The organism is Streptomyces sp. NPDC050121, from assembly GCF_044460385.1.
Lineage (GTDB): Bacteria > Actinomycetota > Actinomycetes > Streptomycetales > Streptomycetaceae > Streptomyces > Streptomyces soliscabiei.
In genome coordinates this window covers 56,619-76,142 of the sequence record NZ_JBITJV010000033.1, presented here as the reverse complement: position 1 = coordinate 76,142, position 19,524 = coordinate 56,619, and the positions used below count along the sequence as shown (strand labels likewise).

Sequence of the window (19,524 nt, the reverse complement as noted above, 5' to 3'; positions counted from 1 at the left end):
GGGCGGCCGGTATGTGGTGATCGCCGGTGAGTACCATCCGCTGAACGGCGAGGCGTCGGGGTCCTCGCCCGGATGCTTCGGGCAGACGAAGTAGTGCGGGGGGCACGGGAGTTGACGACGTTCGGTGAGATGCTGCTGGTCTTCCGCCGGGCCGCGGGGCTGACCCAGGAGGAGCTGGCCGAGGCCGCCGGGATGGCGGCCCGGTCCATCCGGGACCTGGAGCGCGGCCGGCGAGCACGTCCGCAGCGCCGCACGGCACAGTTGCTGGTGTCGGCGCTGGGACTGGGCGACGCCGACGCCGCCGCGCTGCTCGCGGCGGGCCGCCCCGGCAGACAGGCGATCCCTCCCGCCGACGACAGCGCGACGCCGCCCGGCCTGCTCGGCCGCCAGGACCAGCTGATGGTCCTGGAACGTGCGGCCGCCGAGGCACGGGCGGGCCGGGGCGGCGTGGTGCTGGTGCGGGCGGGCGCGGGGACGGGGAAGACCGCGCTGCTTGACGCGTGGGCGGGCGTCCAGCAGCCGGGGGAGATCCGGGTGGTGTCCGCGAGTGGGGCGGAGCTGGAGCAGGGCTTCGCCTTCGCGGTGCTGCGGCAACTGGTCGAGCCCCTGCTGGCCCGAGCCGGTGACGAGGGGCGGGCACGGCTGCTGTCGGGTCCGGCGCAGCTGGCGTCGCACGCTCTGAGTGTGGAGGGGACCGGTGAGCTGTCGCCCGAGGCGTCGCTGGGCCTCCTGCACAGCCTGTACTGGCTGACGGTGCATGCCGCCGACGAGGGGCCGCTCGCCCTGGTGGTCGACGACGTGCACTGGGCGGACCGACCGTCGGCGCGGTGGCTCGAATACCTGGCGCGGCGGCTGCGGGGTCTGCCCCTGCTGCTGGTGCTGGCGGGGCGGCCGGACGACGGTGCCGGGGCCGGGCCGATGCTGGAACGGATCGCCGCACAGCCCTACTGCCGGCGGATCGACCTGCTTGGGCTGGACATCGACAGTGTGACCCGCCTGGTGCGGGCGAGCCTGGGGCCCGGCGAACCACGGTTCGTCGCCGCGTGCGCCTCGGCCACCGGAAGCAACCCGCTGCTGCTGCACGAACTGCTGCGGACCCTGGCCGACAACCAGATCGGCGCCACCGACGACCAGGCCCATCTGGTGGCGGAGTTCCGGGGCCGCATCCTGGCCGAAACCGTCGTCAAACGGCTGGCCGACGAGCCGGAGCCGGTCCTTCGCCTGGCCCGGGCCCTGGTCGTGCTGGGGGACGACGCCACCTGGAACGTCGCGGCCGAGCTGGCGGGGCTGGGCGAGCCGACGGCACGGGAACTCAACGGCAGGCTGCGGCAGATCGGCGTGCTGGCGCCGGGCGAGCCGGTGCGGTTCCGGCACGCCCTGGTCCGCACCGCCGTCGCCGAAGCCGTCCTGGGGCCGGTCGAACTGGCCGCCGGTCACGCGCGGGCGGCCGGACTGCTGCGGAGCGACGGCGCGGCCGACGACCTGGTGGCGGCCCATCTGCTGCTGGCCGAACCGGGCGGTGAGAGCTGGTGGGTGGACGTCCTGCGGGAGGCGGCACGGGCGACTCGTGGCCGAGGGGCTCCGGAGGTCACCTCCGCCTACATGCGCCGGGCACTGCGCGAGCCGCTGTCCGTCGAAGAGCGCGGTCCCCTGCTGCTGGAGCTGGGCAAGGACGAGATGCAGATCGACGTCGGCGCGGCCAGGCACCACCTGACGCAGGCATCGACGGCGTTGGCCGACCCGTACGCGCTGGCCGAGGCGGCCTCTTTGCTCGCCAGCGCACTGTTCCTCAGCCATGAGCACGAGCGCGCCGTCGACGTCCTCGCCCGCGCGGTGGACGATCTGGAGCAGACCGACGACGGCATCGGCCTCGCCCGTGAGGTGTCGTGGTTCCTTCAGGCACAGATGCTGCTGATCGGCTACGACCAGCTGTCCACGCTCCCCGCCGCACGCCGGCACGCGCGCCGGCTGCGGGACCACAAGCTGACCGGTGACACCCCTGGTGAGTGCGTGGTCCTGGCCGCGCTGTCCGCCTGGGCCACCACCGGGGAGGCCAGCGCCCAGGTCGCCAACGACCTCCTCGACCGGGCCCTGCGCGGCGGACTGGTCGCGGCGGACGCGTCCCACATGTTCGTGAGCCTCGCCGGGCTGGCCTTCGTGGCCACCGACCGGCTCGACGACGCGGTCGCGCGCTTCGACCGCATCGGCGACACGGGCGGCCGGTGGGGGTCGTTCCTGATGGTCTCGTCCGCGCTGACCTGGCAACTGCTAGTCCAGGCCCGCCGCGGCCGGCAGCTCCCGCTCACCGCCGACTTCGGACACCCCGCCACCACGGCGGACCAGGGCCTGGAGTCTCGTGTCAGGCTGTCGATGACGACCCAGGTGGGCGAGTCGCTGATCGAGCGGTGCGATCTGACCTCGGCGACGGCGGTGCTCACCGCGGACGCCGACTTCGACCGGGTGGGCTGGACCTGGCAGGGCCCGGCGCTCCTCGCCCGCAGCCGCCTGCACGCGGCGCGGGGCAACCCGACCGCCGCCCTCGCCGTCCTGCACGAGTACGGCACGCAGGAGAACCGGGCACAGGTCACGAACCTGGCCGGGGTGCCCTGGCGGTCGCGGGCGGCCCTGCTGCACCTCGCGCTCGGACAGCGGACGGACGCGCTCCAACTGGCCACCGAGGAACTGGAGCTGGCCCACCGATGGGGCACCGAGCGAGCGATCGGGGTGGCCTCACGCTGTCTGGGCGTCATTCGCGGCGGACACAGCGGGCAGGCCCTCCTGCGCGACGCCGTGGCCCTGCTGAAACGGTCCCCCGCCCGACTGGAACTGGCCCGCGCCGACTACAGCCTTGGCACCGCCCTCCTGCGCGGCGGCGAGACCGACGAGGCCCGCCAGGCCCTCACCCAGGCGCTCCACCTCGCGGACACCTGTGGCAGCGTCCTGCTGGCCGGCCAAGTACGCGGAGCGCTCGCCGCGGCAGGAGTGCGCCCGAAGCCGGCTCCACCGGCGGCCCCGAGCCTCTCCCCGACCGAACACCGGCTGGTCGAGCTGCTCCGCGCGGGTCACAGTGACCGTCAGATCGCCCAAGCCCTGCTCCTGACCCCGCACGACGTGACCGGACTCATCGAGCAAGCAGGCCGCAAACTGGGGGTGACCAGCAGGGCGGAGCTGGCGTCCCCGGACCGGGCCCACCAGCAGACCGGCGGTGAGTAGACCCTGCGGTCGGCGTGATTCGGCGGCCTGGAGTCGCGAAATCCGGGGTGTGACCCGCGCGGACCTGGAGCCGGGGTGCCGCGGCCGATGTGGTGTGGGACATCCGGCAACCGGAGGGACGACGGAGAGCGTGACCTGGCCACCGCCCGCGTGTGGGCGACCGGATCACGCTCGACGAGACCGTGGCGGTCGGCGGGACGGCGACCATCCTGGAGGTGCAGCCCCGTCGGTGAGGAGGGAACCGGTGCCGACGGCGGCCGACGACGCCGACCGCCGGCTTCGCACAGCGAGGCGCCCGGGTCCGTCGGCCTGACGGACCCGGGCGTTCTGCTCGCGGCATCGGTGGCGGGGTGGGCGCGCTCCGGCGGGCGGTGGGTGGGAGGCGATGCCCCGCTACCCGGTCTTCGAACGCGCCACCTCGCCGCTGACGCCGTTCACCTCATCGCACCTCCTTCGCGTACGGGGCGACCGTGATCCGGTCGATCAGCGGGGCGTAGCGGGAGCGGAGCAGCACGCCGGGGAAGGTGTCCGAGGCGTAGCTGGTGCCGTCGAAGTTGGGCAGCTCCTCGGAGCGGAAGGTGAGCGTGTTCTGTCCGTTCTTGAGCTGGACCGGGACGGTCAGCTCCCAGAAGTCGTTCTGGTGGAAGGTGTGCGGGAAGGCGACCCGCTGCGTCGTGCCGCCGTTGACGGTGAGGTCGGCGTGGCGGGCCAGCGGGTCCGGGTTGTAGTGGGTGGCCGGGGACTGTTCGGGGTTGGAGTAGCGGATGCGCAGCGCGTGCAGGCCCGCCTTGTCCGCGGTGACGGTGAAAGTGGCCGTGTTGCCGTTGCCCGGGTCGCCGCCGATGCCGGTGATCGCGGTGCCGTCCGTGGCCAGGGAAAGCGGGCTGAGCGTGGCCGTGCCGGCGAGGGTGGCGTCCTGCGCCTCGTACGTCCGCGTCCTGAGGGTGCCCTCGGTCGGGGTGACCGTGAGGCGGTCGACGAGGGTGGTGCCTGAACTGCCGGTCACCGTCACCTTGTTGACGCCACCGGACAGGGAGACCGCGACGCTGTTCCCACCCTTGTCCAGGCGCAGGACGCTCTGGCCGTTGACGGCGACGCGGGCGCCTGAGCCGCCGAGGGTGTCGATCTTGAGGGTGGCCTCACGGTCGGCGGCGGAATAGACCCAGAAGGTCGCGGTCCCCTCCTTCGGGAGCCGGGCTGCGCCCGATCCCGTGGCCGCCCGCTTCGGCAGGTCGTATACGGGCCGGGCCCTGCCGCCCAGCCAGGCGAGTTCGCCCTCGTACACCTGGGTGCTCGCCGATGCCTCGGGGAGGGACAGGGTGAGGCGGTCGACGATGGCGTCGCCCTTGGTGGCGCGCTTGCCGTCGAGGCTCTTCGCGGCGAGGGTCAGGGTGTGCCTGCCCTTGGTGAGCTGGACCTTGGTGTCGGTGTGGTCCCACACCACCCACTTGTAGCCGAGCGGCAGATGCAGTTCCTGCTCACGGTCCGCCTTGCCGTCCACGCGCAGGAAGACATTGGTGGGGCCCTGCTCCTTGACCTGGTCGAAGGTGTTGAGGGAGTTGGCGAAGACGCTCAGGTCGTAGGCGCCGTCCTCGGGCACGTCCACGGTGAAGTCGAGGGTGACGTCCGAGCCGGTGCGCAGACCGCCGACGTCGTAGCCGCCGGAGGTGTAGAACTTCGACACGTCGCGCGGCGAGCCCTCGGGGCCGTTCTTGGAGTAGCCGGAACCGGTGTGGGCGGCATCCTCCGCCTCGTACGAGTTCTGCCAGCGCACGGGTGCGGACTGTGTGCCCTTCGCCTTGCCGGCCGGGCTGAGGACGATCTCGTACGCCGAGGACTCCTTCAGCTTCGGCAGCGCGCCGTCGCCGAAGTCCACGACGGCCGTCCCGTCGTCACCGACCTTGAGGTTCGTCTCGGTCAGCAGCTTCGGGCCGGAGTTGTCGCCGACCTGCCCGCTCCAGTCGATCTCCCGTACCCAGGCGTGGACCTGGCCCCCGAAGACCTTCTTGGAGACGCCCGCGAAGGTGATGTGGCCCTTCCCGGTCGAGCCGCCGAAGATCAGCCGGGCCTGCTTCTTCTTCTCGTCGAGCGTGGCCACGCCCTGCATGGTGTAGTTCTGGCCCGGGAACGGCGGGGTCACCTTCACGGTGTGCCCGCTCATCGAGGCGTACGAGTGCAGCAGCCACCACTGGCCGTTGCCGCGGTTCGACTGCACCGCGGAGTCGGAGAGGTTGCCGTCGATGTTCCAGTACGCGATGTCGGCGTCCACCTTGGACTCCTCGATCGCGGACACCCACTGGATCATCTGGCCGGGCACGGAGGTGTGGTAGTTGAAGGCGTACTCGTTGATGTTGACGGGGAGTTGGGTGCCTTCGCGGGCAGTTCCCTTGAACAGGTCCTTCTCCCACGCCCGGTACTTGGCCACGCTCTCGCGCACCGCCTCCGGGTGGCTCAGCTCGTGCCAGGTGATCACGTCTGGGAGGGTGCCGGCGGCCAGTGTGTGGGTGAGGAAGCCCTTCACCTGGTCGTACAGGACACTGGTGTTGGGACCGGCTATGCGGGCGTCGGGCATCTTGCCCTTGATGAGCTTGTACGCGGAATCCCAGGCGGCGAAGTAGTCCTTGGGGTCGCTCAGCCAGCTGACCTTGTCGTAGCTCCACTCGCCGGTGCCGAACATGTTGCCCTCGGGCTCGTTGAACGGCACGAAGACGATGTTGTCCTGGTACTGCTTCGGCAGCTGCAGCACCTGGTCGACCTGCTTGGCGATCTTCTCCTCGTAGAGCTTGAGCTTCTCCGCGGGGGTGCTGCCGGGCCACTCGTACGGGAAGCCTCGGTGGATGTCGGTCATGTAGATGTACACGTCGCCGTCGGTGGAGTCGGCCAGCGGCCTGACCACGTCCAGTGCGTCGGCGCCGGGGTGCTGGGGGCCGTCCTGTGCCTTGGTGGAGACGGTGCGCAGACCCATGCCCTCGAGGAGGTTGTTGGTGGGGACGCCCGGCCCGTACACGCCGTAGAGGGTGCCGGAGGCACCGCCGTGGAACGTGCCGGTGTCCGAGCCGAGGTCGACCGTCAGGGCTCCCTCGCGGACCACGGTGACGGTCGCCTTCACCGCGCGTCCGGCGGCGGTTCCGGCCACAGTGAAGGTGCCCGGCTGCCCGTACTTCTCCGCCGGTACGGCGTCCCAGACGATCGGTGTGTCGCGGTCGTAGCCGTCGGAGTAGGAGGAGCGGACCGATGGGGGCAGGGACGGGGCCGTCCCGGTGGTGGTGCGGACCTCGAAGGACGTCCGCGACAGCGCCTGGAGCGTGGGGACGTCGCCGACCACACCCGCCACCTGCTCGGCGCTCAGTGCCGAGTGCCACACCGTGAAGTCGTCGATCGCGCCCTTGAGCAGCGGATCCGGGTAGAGGGACTTGCCGATGTAGCCGGCGGACGTGGCCGAACTGTCCAGCAGTTCCTTGGCCTTGACGGGCGTCGCGGCGGAGGAGACCGCCACGCCGTCGAGGTAGGTGGTGACCTGTCCGGCGGCGGTGTCGAGGGTGACCGTGACCGTCCGCCAGGTGTCGGCGGGGAGCGCCGCGTACCCGGAGACCTGGGACTCCGCGCCTCCTCCGCCGGTGGTCACGGCGGTGCGCAGCACCCCGCCGTTGTTGGACGGGGTGGTGAAGAGGTACTTCGTGGTGCCGGCGCCAAGGTCGAAGATCCGCTGCCAGGACGACGTGTCACTGCCCCACTTCACACGGGCGGACACCGTCAGATCGGTGGCGTCGCCGACCACTTCGCGGGGCAGGCGGACGTACGCGCCGTCGGAGGTGGGCGCCCCGCCGGGCAGAGCGAGCGCCTTGCCGCCGCCCGTGCCCTCGACGGACTGCGCGGTGGAGCCGTTGACCAGGCTCGCCGTCAGGCCGTTGCCGGAACTGTCGGTGATCTTCCCGGACGCGAGGTCGTCGTCGAAGGTGTAGCGGGCCGTGGGCCGGGGCGCGTCGGCCGCCTGCGCGGAGGAGGCCGGCGCGACCAGCACGCCCGCGCCGAGGGCCAGGGCCACGGCGGCCGGGGCCCGGCGCCGGGCTGATCTGTCAGCGGATGACATGGAGTGCGTCCTCAATCCTTTGAGTAACGGGTTCCGGTCGGACCGCCTCGGCCCCCGGCTGCTCGTCCGCATGCCGTTGCCGGTGAGGAGGGGCCGAGAAGACACGTCGTCGAATCGGTGCGATCACATGCCCCCCGAACTGAGTCGGCTGACCCGGGTGGCAGTGGTGGCGCCCCGCGCACCACGGGCGGTGCGGAACGAGCCTCGGTCGCCGGAAGGATCACTTCATCGAACCGGTTCGCAGGAAGCTAGCACCGGGGAAATCTCGCAGCAATACCTCTGACACGAGGGAGTCGGCGACGTCCATGAATCGTCCAGATTGCCGTTGTGTGACGAGAAGTATCGATACAGGTGTTGACAGCCGCCCGCCTTGTTCCTACCTTCACTTCACGCGAACCGGTTCGACGACCCGGGGGGCGTTCTCTCCTCATCACCACTACCCACACGAGTCGGACGCTCTGTCCCATCGGAGTGTCGAACCGGTTCGAGCAAGGAGTTCTCCGTGAACATCGGTGAGATCGCCCGCAGGGCCGGTGTCTCGCGGAGCACCGTGTCCTACGCGCTGAGCGGCAAGCGCCCGGTCTCGGACGACACCCGCCGGAAGATCCAGGAGGTCATCGACGAGCTGGGCTACCGCCCGAACGCCAGTGCCCGAGCCCTGGCCAACGGCCGGACCAACACGATCGGCCTGGTGTTTCCGCCGGCCGGCAGCCACTACACGGGCATGCAGCTGGATTTCATCGGCAGCGTGGTGGAGGCCGCGGCGGCCCACGACTACGACGTGCTGCTGTCTCCCAGCGGTGTGGACAGCGACCGTTCGTTCCAGCGTCTGCTCGGGGAACGGCGCGTCGACGGAGCGATCCTGATGGAGATCAGGCTCCAGGACGACCGGGTCGATCACCTGGCCGAGCTGGGCTTCCCCTCCGTCGCCATCGGCCGCACCTCCCATCCGGAGCGCGGCTGGTGGGTGGGCCTGGACCACACCGCGCTCGTGAAGCGTTGCGTCCACCACCTGGCGGACCTCGGCCACCGCAGGGTCGCCTTCGTCAACCGTCCCGAGCAGCTGCTGCGGGCCGGATACGAGTCGGCGCACCGCGGCCTGGACGGCTTCGCCAAGGCGGCGGCCGAGCGTGGGCTGACGGTGCGGACGTACACCTGCGGGGACGACGCGGCCTCTGGACAAGCGTGCCTGGAGCGGATCCTGCGGGACGACCCGGCCACCACGGGCCTGGTCACGCTGAACGAGGCCGCGCTCGGCGGTCTCTACCGGGGGCTCGCCCAGGCGGGCCGCCATGTGCCGCGCGACTTCTCCGTCACCGGAGTCGTGGCCGGCCGGTGGGCGGAGACGGTGAACCCGCAGCTCACCGCCGCCGACGTACCGGCGGAGGAGATGGGCCGTCTAGCCGTCGACCTCCTCGTCGAGCGGCTCGACAACCCCGAAGCGCCGGCCCGGAACCACCTGCTCGCCCCGCCGATCTCCCTGCGTGCCAGCACCGGGCCTGTCTCCGGCACCTCCTGAGTCCGCAGGCCCCGGCCTTCTGACTCCGCCGCACTACCCACCACGACCCACAGGCGCACTACCACCACGACCCACAGGCGCACTCCCCACCACGACCCACGGGCGCGCCGCCCACCACGACCCACGGGCGCGCCGCCCACCACGACACACAAGCCTCTCCGCCCCAGCGCACCGAGCACCCGAATCCCTCACCGACGCCGTTCGGCGTGCTCGGCTCTCCCCCCGTCACCCCTCTCACGGCACACCCATGCCAAAAAGCGAAGGACCTGCCATGCACAGCACCTCCAGACAACGCCGTCTGACCGCCGCGGCCCTGACCGCCCTGGCCGTGGCCGTCAGCGCCACCGCCTGCTCCTCCGGCTCGGACAGCGCCGGATCGCAGGACGCCGCCGGCGGCACGTACACCGTCTGGGACCCCTACCCGCAGTTCGCCAAGGGGTCGGACTGGGCGAAGCTGCTGGACCAGTGCGGCGCCAAGTCGGGCGTGAAGATCAAGCGGACCGCCTTCGACACCAGCGACCTGACCAACAAGACGCTGCTGGCGGCCCAGCAGGGCAACTCCCCGGACGTCCTCATCGTCGACAACCCGGTCGTGTCGACCCTCGCCGAGGCGGGCGTGCTCACCACGACCGACGACAACAAGCTGGACACGTCGAAGGCCGACGCCAACCTGCTCGCGGCCGGCCGGTCCGGTGGCAAGACCTACGGCACACCGATCGGCGCCAACACCTTGGCCCTCTACTACAACAAGGAGGTGCTCAAGAAGGCCGGCGTGGACATCGCCTCGGTCAACGACTGGACGTCGCTGACGGCGGCGCTGGAGAAGGTCAAGAAGGCCGGCAAGAAGGGCATCACCTTCTCGGCGATCGGCACGGAGGAGGGCAGCTTCCAGTTCCTGCCATGGTTCTGGGGCTCGGGCGCGCAGCTCACCGCACTCGACTCCGAGCAGGGCGTCTCCGCGCTGTCCCTGTGGAAGGACTGGCTGAAGCAGGGCTACGCGCCCAACTCGGTGATCAACAACACCCAGACCACCAGCTGGCAGGAGTTCGCCAGCGGCGACTACGCCTTCGCCGAGAACGGCACCTGGCAGCTCGCCAACGCCAAGAAGGCCGGCTTCGACTACGGGGTTATCCCCGTCCCGGCCGCCACGGGCGGCAGCGCGGCGGCCCCGACCGGTGGTGAGTTCGTGACGATCCCGGTCCAGAAGGACGCCGGCCGCTACGCCACCTCGCAGAAGCTGGTCACCTGCCTGACCAGCGGCGACAACCTCTACAACACCGACACCACGCTGTCCTACGTCGCTCCCACCGGCGAGGTCCAGAGCAAGCAGGTGGCCGCGAACGCCGAGCTGAAGCCGTGGGTCGTCGCGGTCAATGCGGCCAAGGGCCGTACCAGCGACGATCTGGGCACCAAGTACCCGAAGATCTCCGAGCAGATGTGGAAGGCCGTCCAGTCCGCGCTCAGTGGCGCCGAGTCACCGAAGGACGCGCTGACCAAGGCCCAGTCGGCCGTCAAGTAACCAGGGAGTCGCGGTCCGCAGATGAACGACACGAAACAGTTCTCGGACCGCCGGTCCGCGTACGACCGGAGCGGGGCGGCCACCGCCGCCCCGACCCGGGCCCCCGTGCGAGAACGGCGCCGTCCGACCTCTCGGCAGTGGTCCGCCTGGGCCTTCCTCGCCCCGGTCACCCTCTACCTCGCCCTCTTCTACGCCTACCCGCTCTACCGCAACCTCGACCTGAGCCTGCGCGACTACACCGTCCGCTCCTTCGTTCAGGGCGACGCGCCGTTCACGGGCCTGGCGAACTACCGCAAGGTCCTCGACGATCCGACCTTCGCGCCGGCCCTGCTGCACACCGCGGTCTTCACCGCCGTGTGCCTGGTCTTCCAGTACGCCATCGGGCTCGCCCTCGCGGTCTTCTTCAACCAGAACTTCCGGCTCTCGGCCACGCTCCGTGCCCTGTTCCTGGTCCCGTGGCTGCTGCCGCTGATCGTGTCCGCCTCCACCTGGTCGTGGATGCTCAACAGCGACTCCGGTGTCGTCAACGCCGTCCTGCACGCCGTCGGCATCGGGCCCGTGGACTGGCTGACCTCGCCGTCCTGGTCGCTGGCCTCGGTGATCATCGCGAACATCTGGATCGGCGTCCCCTTCAACCTGGTCGTGCTCTACAGCGGTCTGCAGTCCATCCCCGGGTCGCTGTACGAGGCCGCGGCTCTCGACGGCGCGAACGCCTGGCAGCGCTTCTGGCGCATCACTTTCCCCCTGCTGCGCCCGGTCTCCGCCATCACGCTGCTGCTGGGCCTCGTCTACACCCTCAAGGTCTTCGACATCATCTGGATCATGACCAAGGGTGGCCCGGCGGACTCCTCCACCACCTTCGCCACCTGGTCCTACCAGCTCGGTTTCGGCAACCTCCTGCCCGCCTTCGGCCCGGGCGCCGCCGTCGGCAACCTGCTCGTGGTCGCCGCCCTGGTGTTCGGCCTGATCTACGTCCGAGTCCAGCGAAAGCAGGCGCTGTCATGAACCGAAGCACCAGCCGTACGTGGTGGAAGACGGCCGTCGGCGTGCTGCTGACCGGGGGCATGCTCTTCCCGGTCTACTGGATGGTCAACGTCTCCTTGACCCGCGACCAGGACATGCGCAAGAGCCCACCGGACCTGTTCCCGACCCACGGCACCCTGGCCGGCTACCGCACCGTCCTCGACCAGCAGCTGCCCTACCTCGGCACCAGCCTCGTGGTCGCCCTCGGCACCGTCGTGCTGACCGTGGCCCTGGCCGCGCCCGCCGGCTACGCCCTGGCCAAGCTGCGCCCTCGGGGCGGCGGCCTGCTGAGCTTCGTCCTGCTGGCCGCCCAGATGATCCCCGGCATCATCATGGCGATGGGCTTCTACGCCATCTACCTCCAGCTGGGCCTGCTCCAGTCCGTCCCCGGCCTGATCGTCGCGGACTCCACGCTGGCCGTGCCCTTCGCGGTGCTGATCTTCACCGCGTTCATGTCCGGCATCCCCGGCGAACTGCTCCAGGCCGCGCAGATGGACGGAGCGAGGGCCCTGCGGACCTTCTGGTCGATCGTCCTGCCGATGAGCCGCAACGCCGTCGTCACGGTCTCGTTGTTCGCCTTCCTGTGGTCCTGGTCCGACTTCGTCTTCGCCAACACCCTGGTCAACGGCGGCACCCACGAGCCGATCACTCTCGGCATCTACCACTACATCGGCAACAACAACCAGGAGTGGAACGCCATCATGGCCACCGCCGTCGTGGCGTCACTGCCCGCCGCGGTCATCCTCGTCCTCGCTCAGCGCTATGTGGCGGCCGGTGTCACCACCGGCGCCGTCAAGGACTGAGCCCCCCAACCCGCCACGACGACCGGCACTCTCCCGCGCCGGCCGGCCGGCCCCCCTGCTCCAGAAACGAGTCACGCCACATGACCGCCGCCCGATCCGGCCCGGCCTTCTCCGTCCACGACATCCCGTTCAGCACGTACGGATCCTGGTTCGACATCTCGCCCGTGGTGGCGGAGAACACGTACGCCGAGGACCTCCACCTCGTCTCGCACCAGAACGGCATGCACGGTGTCCTGCGCCTGGCCCCCCTGGACCCGGCGACGGGCGAGCGGGCCGGAACCCGCGTCGAGGCGACCCCGGGCCTGCTCGCCTGGCTCGGCGAGAGCGGCCGCGTCGAGCTCGCCTACGCGTCGCCGGACACCGTACGCCTGCGGGGCAGCGGCCTGGACTTCGGCGTCTTCGCCGCCGCGCAGACCCTGACCCCGTTCAGCGGCACGTACTTCTTCCACGACCCCGCTGCCGACGGGTACGTGTTCACGTCGTACGAGACCGGACGCCGTTACCGTGTGACCGTGCTCTCCGGCACGGTCGCCGAGGTGGCCGGAGCCCAGGCCCTGGGCCGCAGCGACCGTGGTGTTGTCATCACCGCGCAGGCGGACGGCGTCTGGGAGATCGCGATCGAGGAACTCGACACCGCCCGCCCGCCGTACGCGTCCCCGGTGGCCTTCGACGACGTCGTGACGGCCGCACAGGGTGCCTTCGCGGATTTCGTGGACGCCGTGGCGCCCTGGCGTTCCGCAGCCACCCCCGCCGCCGAACTCGCCGCCTATGTGGTCTGGTCGGCGACCGTGGGGGCGAAGGGGCTGGTCACGCGGCCTGGCGTGCTGATGTCCAAGCACTGGATGGACAAGGTCTGGAGCTGGGACCACTGCTTCAACGCTCTCGCCCTGGCACCCGGCGCTCCCGAACTGGCCTGGGACCAGTACCAGCTGCCGTTCGACCACCAGGACGAGAGCGGCGCCCTGCCCGACTCGGTCACCCACTCCGAGGTCCTCTACAACTTCGTCAAACCGCCCATCCACGGCTGGGCCCTCGGCCACCTGCGCCGCAGACTGCCGACACCTCCCCCTCGGGCCGAACTGGCCGAGGCGTACGAGCGGCTGGAACGCTGGACGAACTTCTGGCTCACCGCCAGACGGGCTCCCGACGCCGACCTCGCCCACTACCAGCACGGCAACGACAGCGGCTGGGACAACGCCACCACCTTCGACCCCGAGCGGGTGGTCGTCACCGCCGACCTCGCCGCCTTCCTCGTCCTCCAGCTCCACCAACTCGCCGAGTTGGCGGAGGAGCTGGGAAAGCCCGACGAGGCCACCCGGTGGACACGGACGGCCGAGGAGACCCAGGCGGCGCTGCTCGACCAGCTCTGGACCGGAGACAGGTTCATAGCCAGCTCGGCCGCCACCGGGGAGACCTGGAGCAGCGACAGCCTCCTCGACCTGATGCCCATCGCGCTGGGCGAGCACCTGCCCGCCGAGGTCGGCAGCGCGCTCGCCGACCACATCAAGGCCCACCTCACCCCGTACGGCCTCGCCACCGAACTGCCCACCTCCCCGCACTACCTGGCCGACGGCTACTGGCGCGGCCCCATCTGGGCGCCCGCCACTGTCCTCGTCGAGGACGGCCTGCGCCGCGCCGGCCACCAGCGGCTCGCGGACGACATCAGCGCCCGCTTCCGAGCCCTGTGCGAGACCCACGGGTTCGCCGAGAACTTCGACGCCCGCACCGGCACCGGCCTGCGCGACCGCGCCTACACGTGGACCGCGAGCAGCTACCTGCTCCTCGCCGAGGCACACGCACACCGGGGCAGCCGCTGACCGGCCGTCTCTCCCAAGCCCCGGGGCCGTTCAGTCCCCGGTCCTTCCCCCCCCTCAGCCTGTGTTAGGAGCCGCACAATGAAGGCGCTCTCCGCACCACCCGGACCCGCACCCCGCACCAGACGCCGAGCCGTCACGTCCGCAGCCGTCCTCCTGGCCACCCTGGCCGCGACCCTGATACCCGCCGCCTCGTCACAGGCAGCGGACACCACCGTCGCCGTCGACTTCGCCACGGCCGGGGGCGCCCCCACCTACCGCGCCTCGGGCATGATCTACGGGCTGACTCCCGACGGGTCGCTGCCGCCGGACCACTTCTTCAAGGACATCAAGTGGCACTTCGAGCGGGCCGGCGGCGCCCAGCTCAACGGCGGCGGCTACGCCACCAGTTTCGCCGAATACCAGACCCGCTGGAACGCCACCCTTGCCCAGTACAAGCGCACCAAGGCGCTCGGCGGCACGTTCGTCATCCTTCCGCACGACCTGTGGGGCGCCGACGGCACCACCAGCACGGGCTTTCCCGGCGACAACGGCAACTGGACGCAGTTCGACAACTTCGTCAACCAGCTCATCTCTGACGTCAAGGCCAACAACATGACGGTGGAGTGGGACCTGTGGAACGAGCCGGACCTCAGCGGCTTCTGGGGCCGGTCCCAGAGCCAGTACCTGCAGATGTGGTCCCGCTTCCATGCCGCCGTGCGGGCCAACCTCCCCGGGCAGCTCATCGTCGGCCCCAGCACCGCCAACCCGCCCAGCTCCTCCAACTCCTGGTGGACCACCTTCCTGAACCACGTCAAGGCCAACAACGTCGCACCCGACATCTACAGCTGGCATGCCATCCCGCACGACCCCGTCACGGCCGTCGGCAACGCCAACTCGACCCTCGCCGCTGCGGGCCTGACCAACACCCGGCCGTACCAGATCAACGAGTACGCCGGGCGCGAGCAGCAGAACCCCGGTGGCGGCGGCTGGTTCATCAGCCGTCTGGAGCGGGCCGGCGCCGACGGCCTGCGCTCCAACTGGGGAGGGGGCCCCAGCCTGCACGACTACGCGGCCAGCCTGCTCACCAAGAACAGCTCCGGCCAGTACCTGCCGCTCGGTGAGTGGTTCCTCTACCGGTACTACGGCTCCCAGACCGGGAACATCGTGAACCTCACGCCCGGTACCAACACCGACGGGCTGGCGACCAAGGACAACACCGCACGCAACGCGAAGATCCTGCTGGGCAACAACGGCAACACCGGCAACGTCACCGTCAACCTCAACCGCCTCGACACCACATCGGTGGTGGAGAACGGCCGGGTACGCGCGATAGTCCAGCGCGTACCGAACAACAGCGGCGGCGCCGTGACGGGTCCGGTGACGGTCTCCGACCAGACCCTGACCGTGAGCGGGAACTCGGCTTCGGTGAACGTGCCGTGGACGGACGCCACCGACGGCTACACGGTCACGCTGCTGCCGCCGTCGAACACGACCGTCTCCACGGTCGCGGTGGTACAGCACAGCGGTCAGTGCCTGGACGACACCAACCTCAGCACCGCGGACGGCACGCAGTACCAGCAATACCACTGCGAGGGCGGCTACCAGCAGATGCTGGACTTCAAGCCGGTGGCCGGCCGGGCGAACACCTACACCATCGTGAACGAGCACAGCGGTAAGTGCCTGGACGTCTCGGGCGCTTCCACGGCCGACGGTGCCGCCGTCATCCAGTGGACCTGCAGCGGCACCACCAACCAGATGTTCACCCTCAACCCGGTCACCGCGCTCGGCAACAGCAAGGACTACCAGCTGGTCGCCGTGCACAGCGGCAAGTGCGTGGACGTCAGCGGGATCTCGACCGCACCCGGCGCGGTGATCCACCAGTGGACCTGCGACCCGGCGAGCGACATGACCTGGAAGAAGAACCAGATCTGGCGCCTCCAGGGCATGGGCTGACCTGTCCCCCGGCGGGGGTTCCCAGCGCCGCAGGGAGCCCCCACTCGGGCCGGCCGGACTGACGCGCCGGGCGGACTCTGGCTCGGTGCTGGGGGCCGCCCTGGGCCGGGCGGCACCGGAACGGGCCTGCACGACCGCTCCTACACCTGGACCGCCAGCAGCTACCTGCTGCTCGGCCGCGAGCACACCGCCGCGAGCACACCGGGACCGACGCCACCGTCGCCTGATCCGCCGGCGACAGCCCACCCACACGTCCGGCACGGGGGCCGGCACAGCACCAACAGCTCTATCCCTGAAGGGACGTAAGCACATGCCAGCAATCGGGCAAAGACGCTCGGCCGCGAGACGCCTTCTGCGCGGCGTCGCGACGACGCTGCTTCCGCTGACCCTCGTCGCCGGCGTCACCGCCGTGACGGCGACGCCGGCCTCCGCCGCCAACCCCACCCTCACCGTCGACCTCGGCAACACCACCGGAGCTTTCCGCGGCGGCGCCTCCGGCGCCCTGTACGGCCTGTACGGACCGGACGTGCCGACGAACAACCTCATCGAGGGGATGGGGCTGACGACCACCAACACCAAGTACCAGGACGGACAGCAGCACCCCGGCTCGGACGCCCTGGAGATCGCGAAGCCGTTCGTGGACAGTGGCGGCAGGGACGTCATGATCTACATGACGGACGTGTACCGCGCGGTCTACGAACGGACCAGCTACGCGCAGTACCAGGGGTACATGAGAACCCAGGTCGAGCAGGCGATGTCCAGCCCCTACGCGAGCCACATCGTCTTCGTGCCCTACAACGAGCCCGACATAGGCTGGTTCAACGGCATGCGCAGCAATTCGTCGACGCTGGCCGCGTTCAACGCCGAGTGGAAGCAGACCTACGACTTCATCAAGGGCATCTGGCCCGCGGCACGGCTGGCAGGGCCCAACCTCGCCGGCTTCAGCGCCTCCACCCTCGGCACCTTCGTCTCCTACTGCAAGGCCAACAACTGCCTGCCGGACGTCGTGACCTGGCACACCTTGGGCAGTCCGGCGGACGTCCGCAGCACCGTCGACGCCTACCGGGCCGCGGAGGCCTCCGCGGGGGTCAGCCCGATCACCGTCAACCTCAACGAGTACGCCCACCGCTACCACCTGACCGACCCCGGCCAGATGGTCCAGTGGATCGCGGGCATCGAGGACGAGAAGGTCGACGGCAACCTGCCGTACTGGAACATCAACGGCAACCTCGGCGACTCCGCCGCCGCTCAGAACACGCCCAACGCCCAGTGGTGGCTGTACAACTGGTACAGCTCCATGAAGGGCGGCAACACCGTCAAGGTCACCAGCACCGGGGCCAACGCCGCGTACACCCTGCAGGGCCTGGCGATCCTGGACACGGCCAAGAAGCAGGCCCGGGTCATCCTCGCCGGGGGCGGCACCAGCGGCGCCTCCGACACGGTCATCAAGAACATCGACCCGGCCGTCTTCGGCAGCACCGTGCACGTCAGCGTGTTCCAGGACCGCTACAGCGGCTACATCGGCGCGGCGTCCACCCCGACCCGGCTCTCCGACGCCGACGTCGCCGTGGGCGCCGACGGCTCCATCACCGTCCCCATCGCCCTTGACCGTATGTCCGCGTACCAGGTGATCGTCTCCCCGGGCGGCACCGGCAGTGCCACCGCCTCCGACAGCACCTGGACGGGCACGTACGAGGCCGAGAACGCCACGCTCAGCGGCAGCAGCTACAACATCAACACCGAGGGCACCACCGGCAACGTCAGCAAGTTCGCCACCTCCGGCACCAAGGACGTCGGCGGCCTGCGCACCGGCTCGACCGCGGTGATCTCCTTCCCCGTCAACGTCCCCACCACCGGCGACTACAACCTGTCCGTGTTCGGCAACAGCTACGCCAAGGACCCCGACGTCCAGGGCCCGACGAACATCTACGCGCGGGTCGACGGCGGTGCCTCCACCAGGATCGACATACCCGTCGGCTTCCAGTGGGTGGTGTGGGGACACGACGACGCCACCGTGCACCTCACCGCGGGCAGCCACACCATCACCCTGGCCACCACGGGCGACAACGGCGCGACGACCGTCGGCGACGCGATCATCGACAAGATCGACCTCCAGTACAAGGACGCCTCCGTCCAGGGCACCAGGCTCTACGAGGCCGAGCAGGCCGCCCTCTCCGACAGCGCCACTGCCGCCTACACCTCCCAGGGCCAGTCCGGCGCGGGCGCGGTGAACCTCACCTCCGGCAAGTCCGCGACGTTCTGGGTCTACTCGGCGCGGGACGGGTACGCGGACCTGACGGCCCGCTACCGCAACACCGGCCAGGCCGCCCTCACCGTCAACGGCAGGACCGTCAACGACCAGACCCTCTCCGGCGCGACGACCGGCGCCTGGTCCACCTCGACCAACCGGGTCTACCTGAACGGCGGCATCAACAAGGTCAAGGTGACCGGCTCCAGCGGCACCCTCGCCCTGGACGACCTGGCCGTCACCCCGTTCAGCGCCACTGACCCCGTCACCACCGGCAACGTGGTCACCTACCAGGCCGAGAACGGCACCCTCACCGGCACCGCGGCCGTCGACACCACCTACAACCAGGCCAACGGCGGCGTCGTCACCGGCATCGGCAACGGAACCGCCAACTCCCTCACCCTCAACGTCAACGCGCCCACGGCCGGCACCTACGCCATGACCATGCGCTTCGCCAACAACGAGGAACTGCCCTCCAACCACTACAACCCCGACCTGTACGCCGAGCACGCCGACGTCAGCGTCAACGGCGGCAACCCCAACCGCGTCAACTTCGCCAGCACCCTGCACTGGAACCAGTTCCAGGACTACACCGTCCCCGTCACCCTCACCAAGGGCGCCAACACCGTCAAGTTCACCGCCTCGCAGCTGTACAACTGGGACGGCACCACCATCGGCGTGGTCTACTCCGGCGGCGGCAGCGACATCGGACAGCCCATGCGCTCCAGCTCGGCGCCCCACCTCGACCAGGTTTCCTTCGCACCGACGAGCCTGCACATCGGCGCCTCGACCGGGTTCTCCTCCACAGCCGTCGCCCAGCACAGCGGGCTCTGCCTCGAGAACCCCGGCCAGTCCACCGCCAACGGCACCCAGTACCAGCAGAACACCTGCGGAAGCGGCCAGGAGCAGGTCTTCGACTTCCACCCGGTCGCCGGTACGACCGACACCTACACCGTCGTCAACCACTACAGCGGCAAGTGCCTGGACATCAGCCAGCTCTCCACGGCCGACGGCGCCGCCGTCCAGCAGTGGACCTGCCTCAACGGCACCAACCAGCGCTTCACGCTCAGGCCGGTGACCGCGCTCGGCAACAGTCACGACTACCAGCTCGTCGCCGTGCACAGCGGCAAGTGCGTCGACGTCAGCACCATCTCGACCGCGCCCGGCGCCCTCGTCCACCAGTGGACCTGCGACGCTGCGAGCGCCCTGACCACCAAGAAGAACCAGATCTGGAGGCTCGCCGGCAAGGACTGAGCTGACGGCGACTCCGGAGGAGGGCGGAGGCCCGCAACCCGTACCGCAGCTCAGGAGAGTCGCCGTCGAACTCGTTCAGTGACCGCGCATGCCCGGCTGCTGAACG

At 70.1% G+C, this 19,524-nt stretch carries 9 protein-coding genes; 8 read left to right on the top strand and 1 reads right to left on the bottom strand.

Features of this window, described 5'->3' with window-relative positions; genetic code table 11:
• The first annotated feature begins 111 nt into the window (after nucleotides 1-111).
• Nucleotides 112-3,213: an AAA family ATPase gene (locus tag ACIBTS_RS36655; RefSeq protein ID WP_399325007.1), complete on the top strand. Its 3,102-nt coding sequence runs from the start codon at nucleotides 112-114 to the stop codon at nucleotides 3,211-3,213.
• Nucleotides 3,214-3,652: 439 nt separating this feature from the next.
• Here the strand turns inward: ACIBTS_RS36655 and ACIBTS_RS36650 are convergent, their stop codons facing one another.
• Nucleotides 3,653-7,303, bottom strand: a complete 3,651-nt coding sequence (locus ACIBTS_RS36650; protein ID WP_399325006.1) for a LamG-like jellyroll fold domain-containing protein — start codon at nucleotides 7,301-7,303, stop codon at nucleotides 3,653-3,655.
• A 502-nt stretch (nucleotides 7,304-7,805) separates the two neighbouring features.
• Here ACIBTS_RS36650 and ACIBTS_RS36645 point away from each other — a divergent pair.
• The 7 genes from ACIBTS_RS36645 (at nucleotide 7,806) to ACIBTS_RS36615 (ending at nucleotide 19,418) form a co-directional block, all read left to right on the top strand.
• Nucleotides 7,806-8,822 carry a LacI family DNA-binding transcriptional regulator gene (locus tag ACIBTS_RS36645; RefSeq protein WP_399325005.1) on the top strand — a complete coding sequence of 339 codons (1,017 nt, stop codon included), beginning with the start codon at nucleotides 7,806-7,808 and terminating at the stop codon, nucleotides 8,820-8,822.
• A gap of 271 nt (nucleotides 8,823-9,093) precedes the next feature.
• The gene (locus ACIBTS_RS36640; protein WP_399325004.1) at nucleotides 9,094-10,341 is read left to right on the top strand and encodes an extracellular solute-binding protein; all 1,248 of its coding nucleotides are present in this window, start codon (nucleotides 9,094-9,096) and stop codon (nucleotides 10,339-10,341) included.
• A gap of 21 nt (nucleotides 10,342-10,362) precedes the next feature.
• Nucleotides 10,363-11,346, top strand: coding sequence for a carbohydrate ABC transporter permease (locus ACIBTS_RS36635; protein ID WP_399325003.1), 984 nt, complete (start codon nucleotides 10,363-10,365; stop codon nucleotides 11,344-11,346).
• On the top strand, nucleotides 11,343-12,167 hold the full coding sequence (locus tag ACIBTS_RS36630) for a carbohydrate ABC transporter permease (protein ID WP_319672779.1): 825 nt from the start codon (nucleotides 11,343-11,345) through the stop codon (nucleotides 12,165-12,167). Before ACIBTS_RS36635 ends, ACIBTS_RS36630 begins: the two co-directional genes overlap by 4 nt.
• Before the next feature lie 80 nt (nucleotides 12,168-12,247).
• Complete coding sequence (locus ACIBTS_RS36625; protein ID WP_399325002.1) at nucleotides 12,248-13,984, top strand: amylo-alpha-1,6-glucosidase; 1,737 nt, start codon at nucleotides 12,248-12,250, stop codon at nucleotides 13,982-13,984.
• A 78-nt stretch (nucleotides 13,985-14,062) separates the two neighbouring features.
• The gene (locus ACIBTS_RS36620; RefSeq protein ID WP_399325001.1) at nucleotides 14,063-15,916 is read left to right on the top strand and encodes an RICIN domain-containing protein; all 1,854 of its coding nucleotides are present in this window, start codon (nucleotides 14,063-14,065) and stop codon (nucleotides 15,914-15,916) included.
• Between the two features lie 310 nt (nucleotides 15,917-16,226).
• Nucleotides 16,227-19,418, top strand: coding sequence for an RICIN domain-containing protein (locus ACIBTS_RS36615; protein ID WP_399325000.1), 3,192 nt, complete (start codon nucleotides 16,227-16,229; stop codon nucleotides 19,416-19,418).
• Nucleotides 19,419-19,524 lie beyond the last annotated feature (106 nt).

Coding starts and splice junctions, on each gene's coding strand:
- ACIBTS_RS36650 (WP_399325006.1), bottom strand. CDS start 7,303: ATGTCATCCGCTGACAGATCAGCCCGGCGCCGGGCCCCGGCCGCCGTG.
- ACIBTS_RS36640 (WP_399325004.1), top strand. CDS start 9,094: ATGCACAGCACCTCCAGACAACGCCGTCTGACCGCCGCGGCCCTGACC.
- ACIBTS_RS36635 (WP_399325003.1), top strand. CDS start 10,363: ATGAACGACACGAAACAGTTCTCGGACCGCCGGTCCGCGTACGACCGG.
- ACIBTS_RS36630 (WP_319672779.1), top strand. CDS start 11,343: ATGAACCGAAGCACCAGCCGTACGTGGTGGAAGACGGCCGTCGGCGTG.
- ACIBTS_RS36625 (WP_399325002.1), top strand. CDS start 12,248: ATGACCGCCGCCCGATCCGGCCCGGCCTTCTCCGTCCACGACATCCCG.
- ACIBTS_RS36620 (WP_399325001.1), top strand. CDS start 14,063: ATGAAGGCGCTCTCCGCACCACCCGGACCCGCACCCCGCACCAGACGC.
- ACIBTS_RS36615 (WP_399325000.1), top strand. CDS start 16,227: ATGCCAGCAATCGGGCAAAGACGCTCGGCCGCGAGACGCCTTCTGCGC.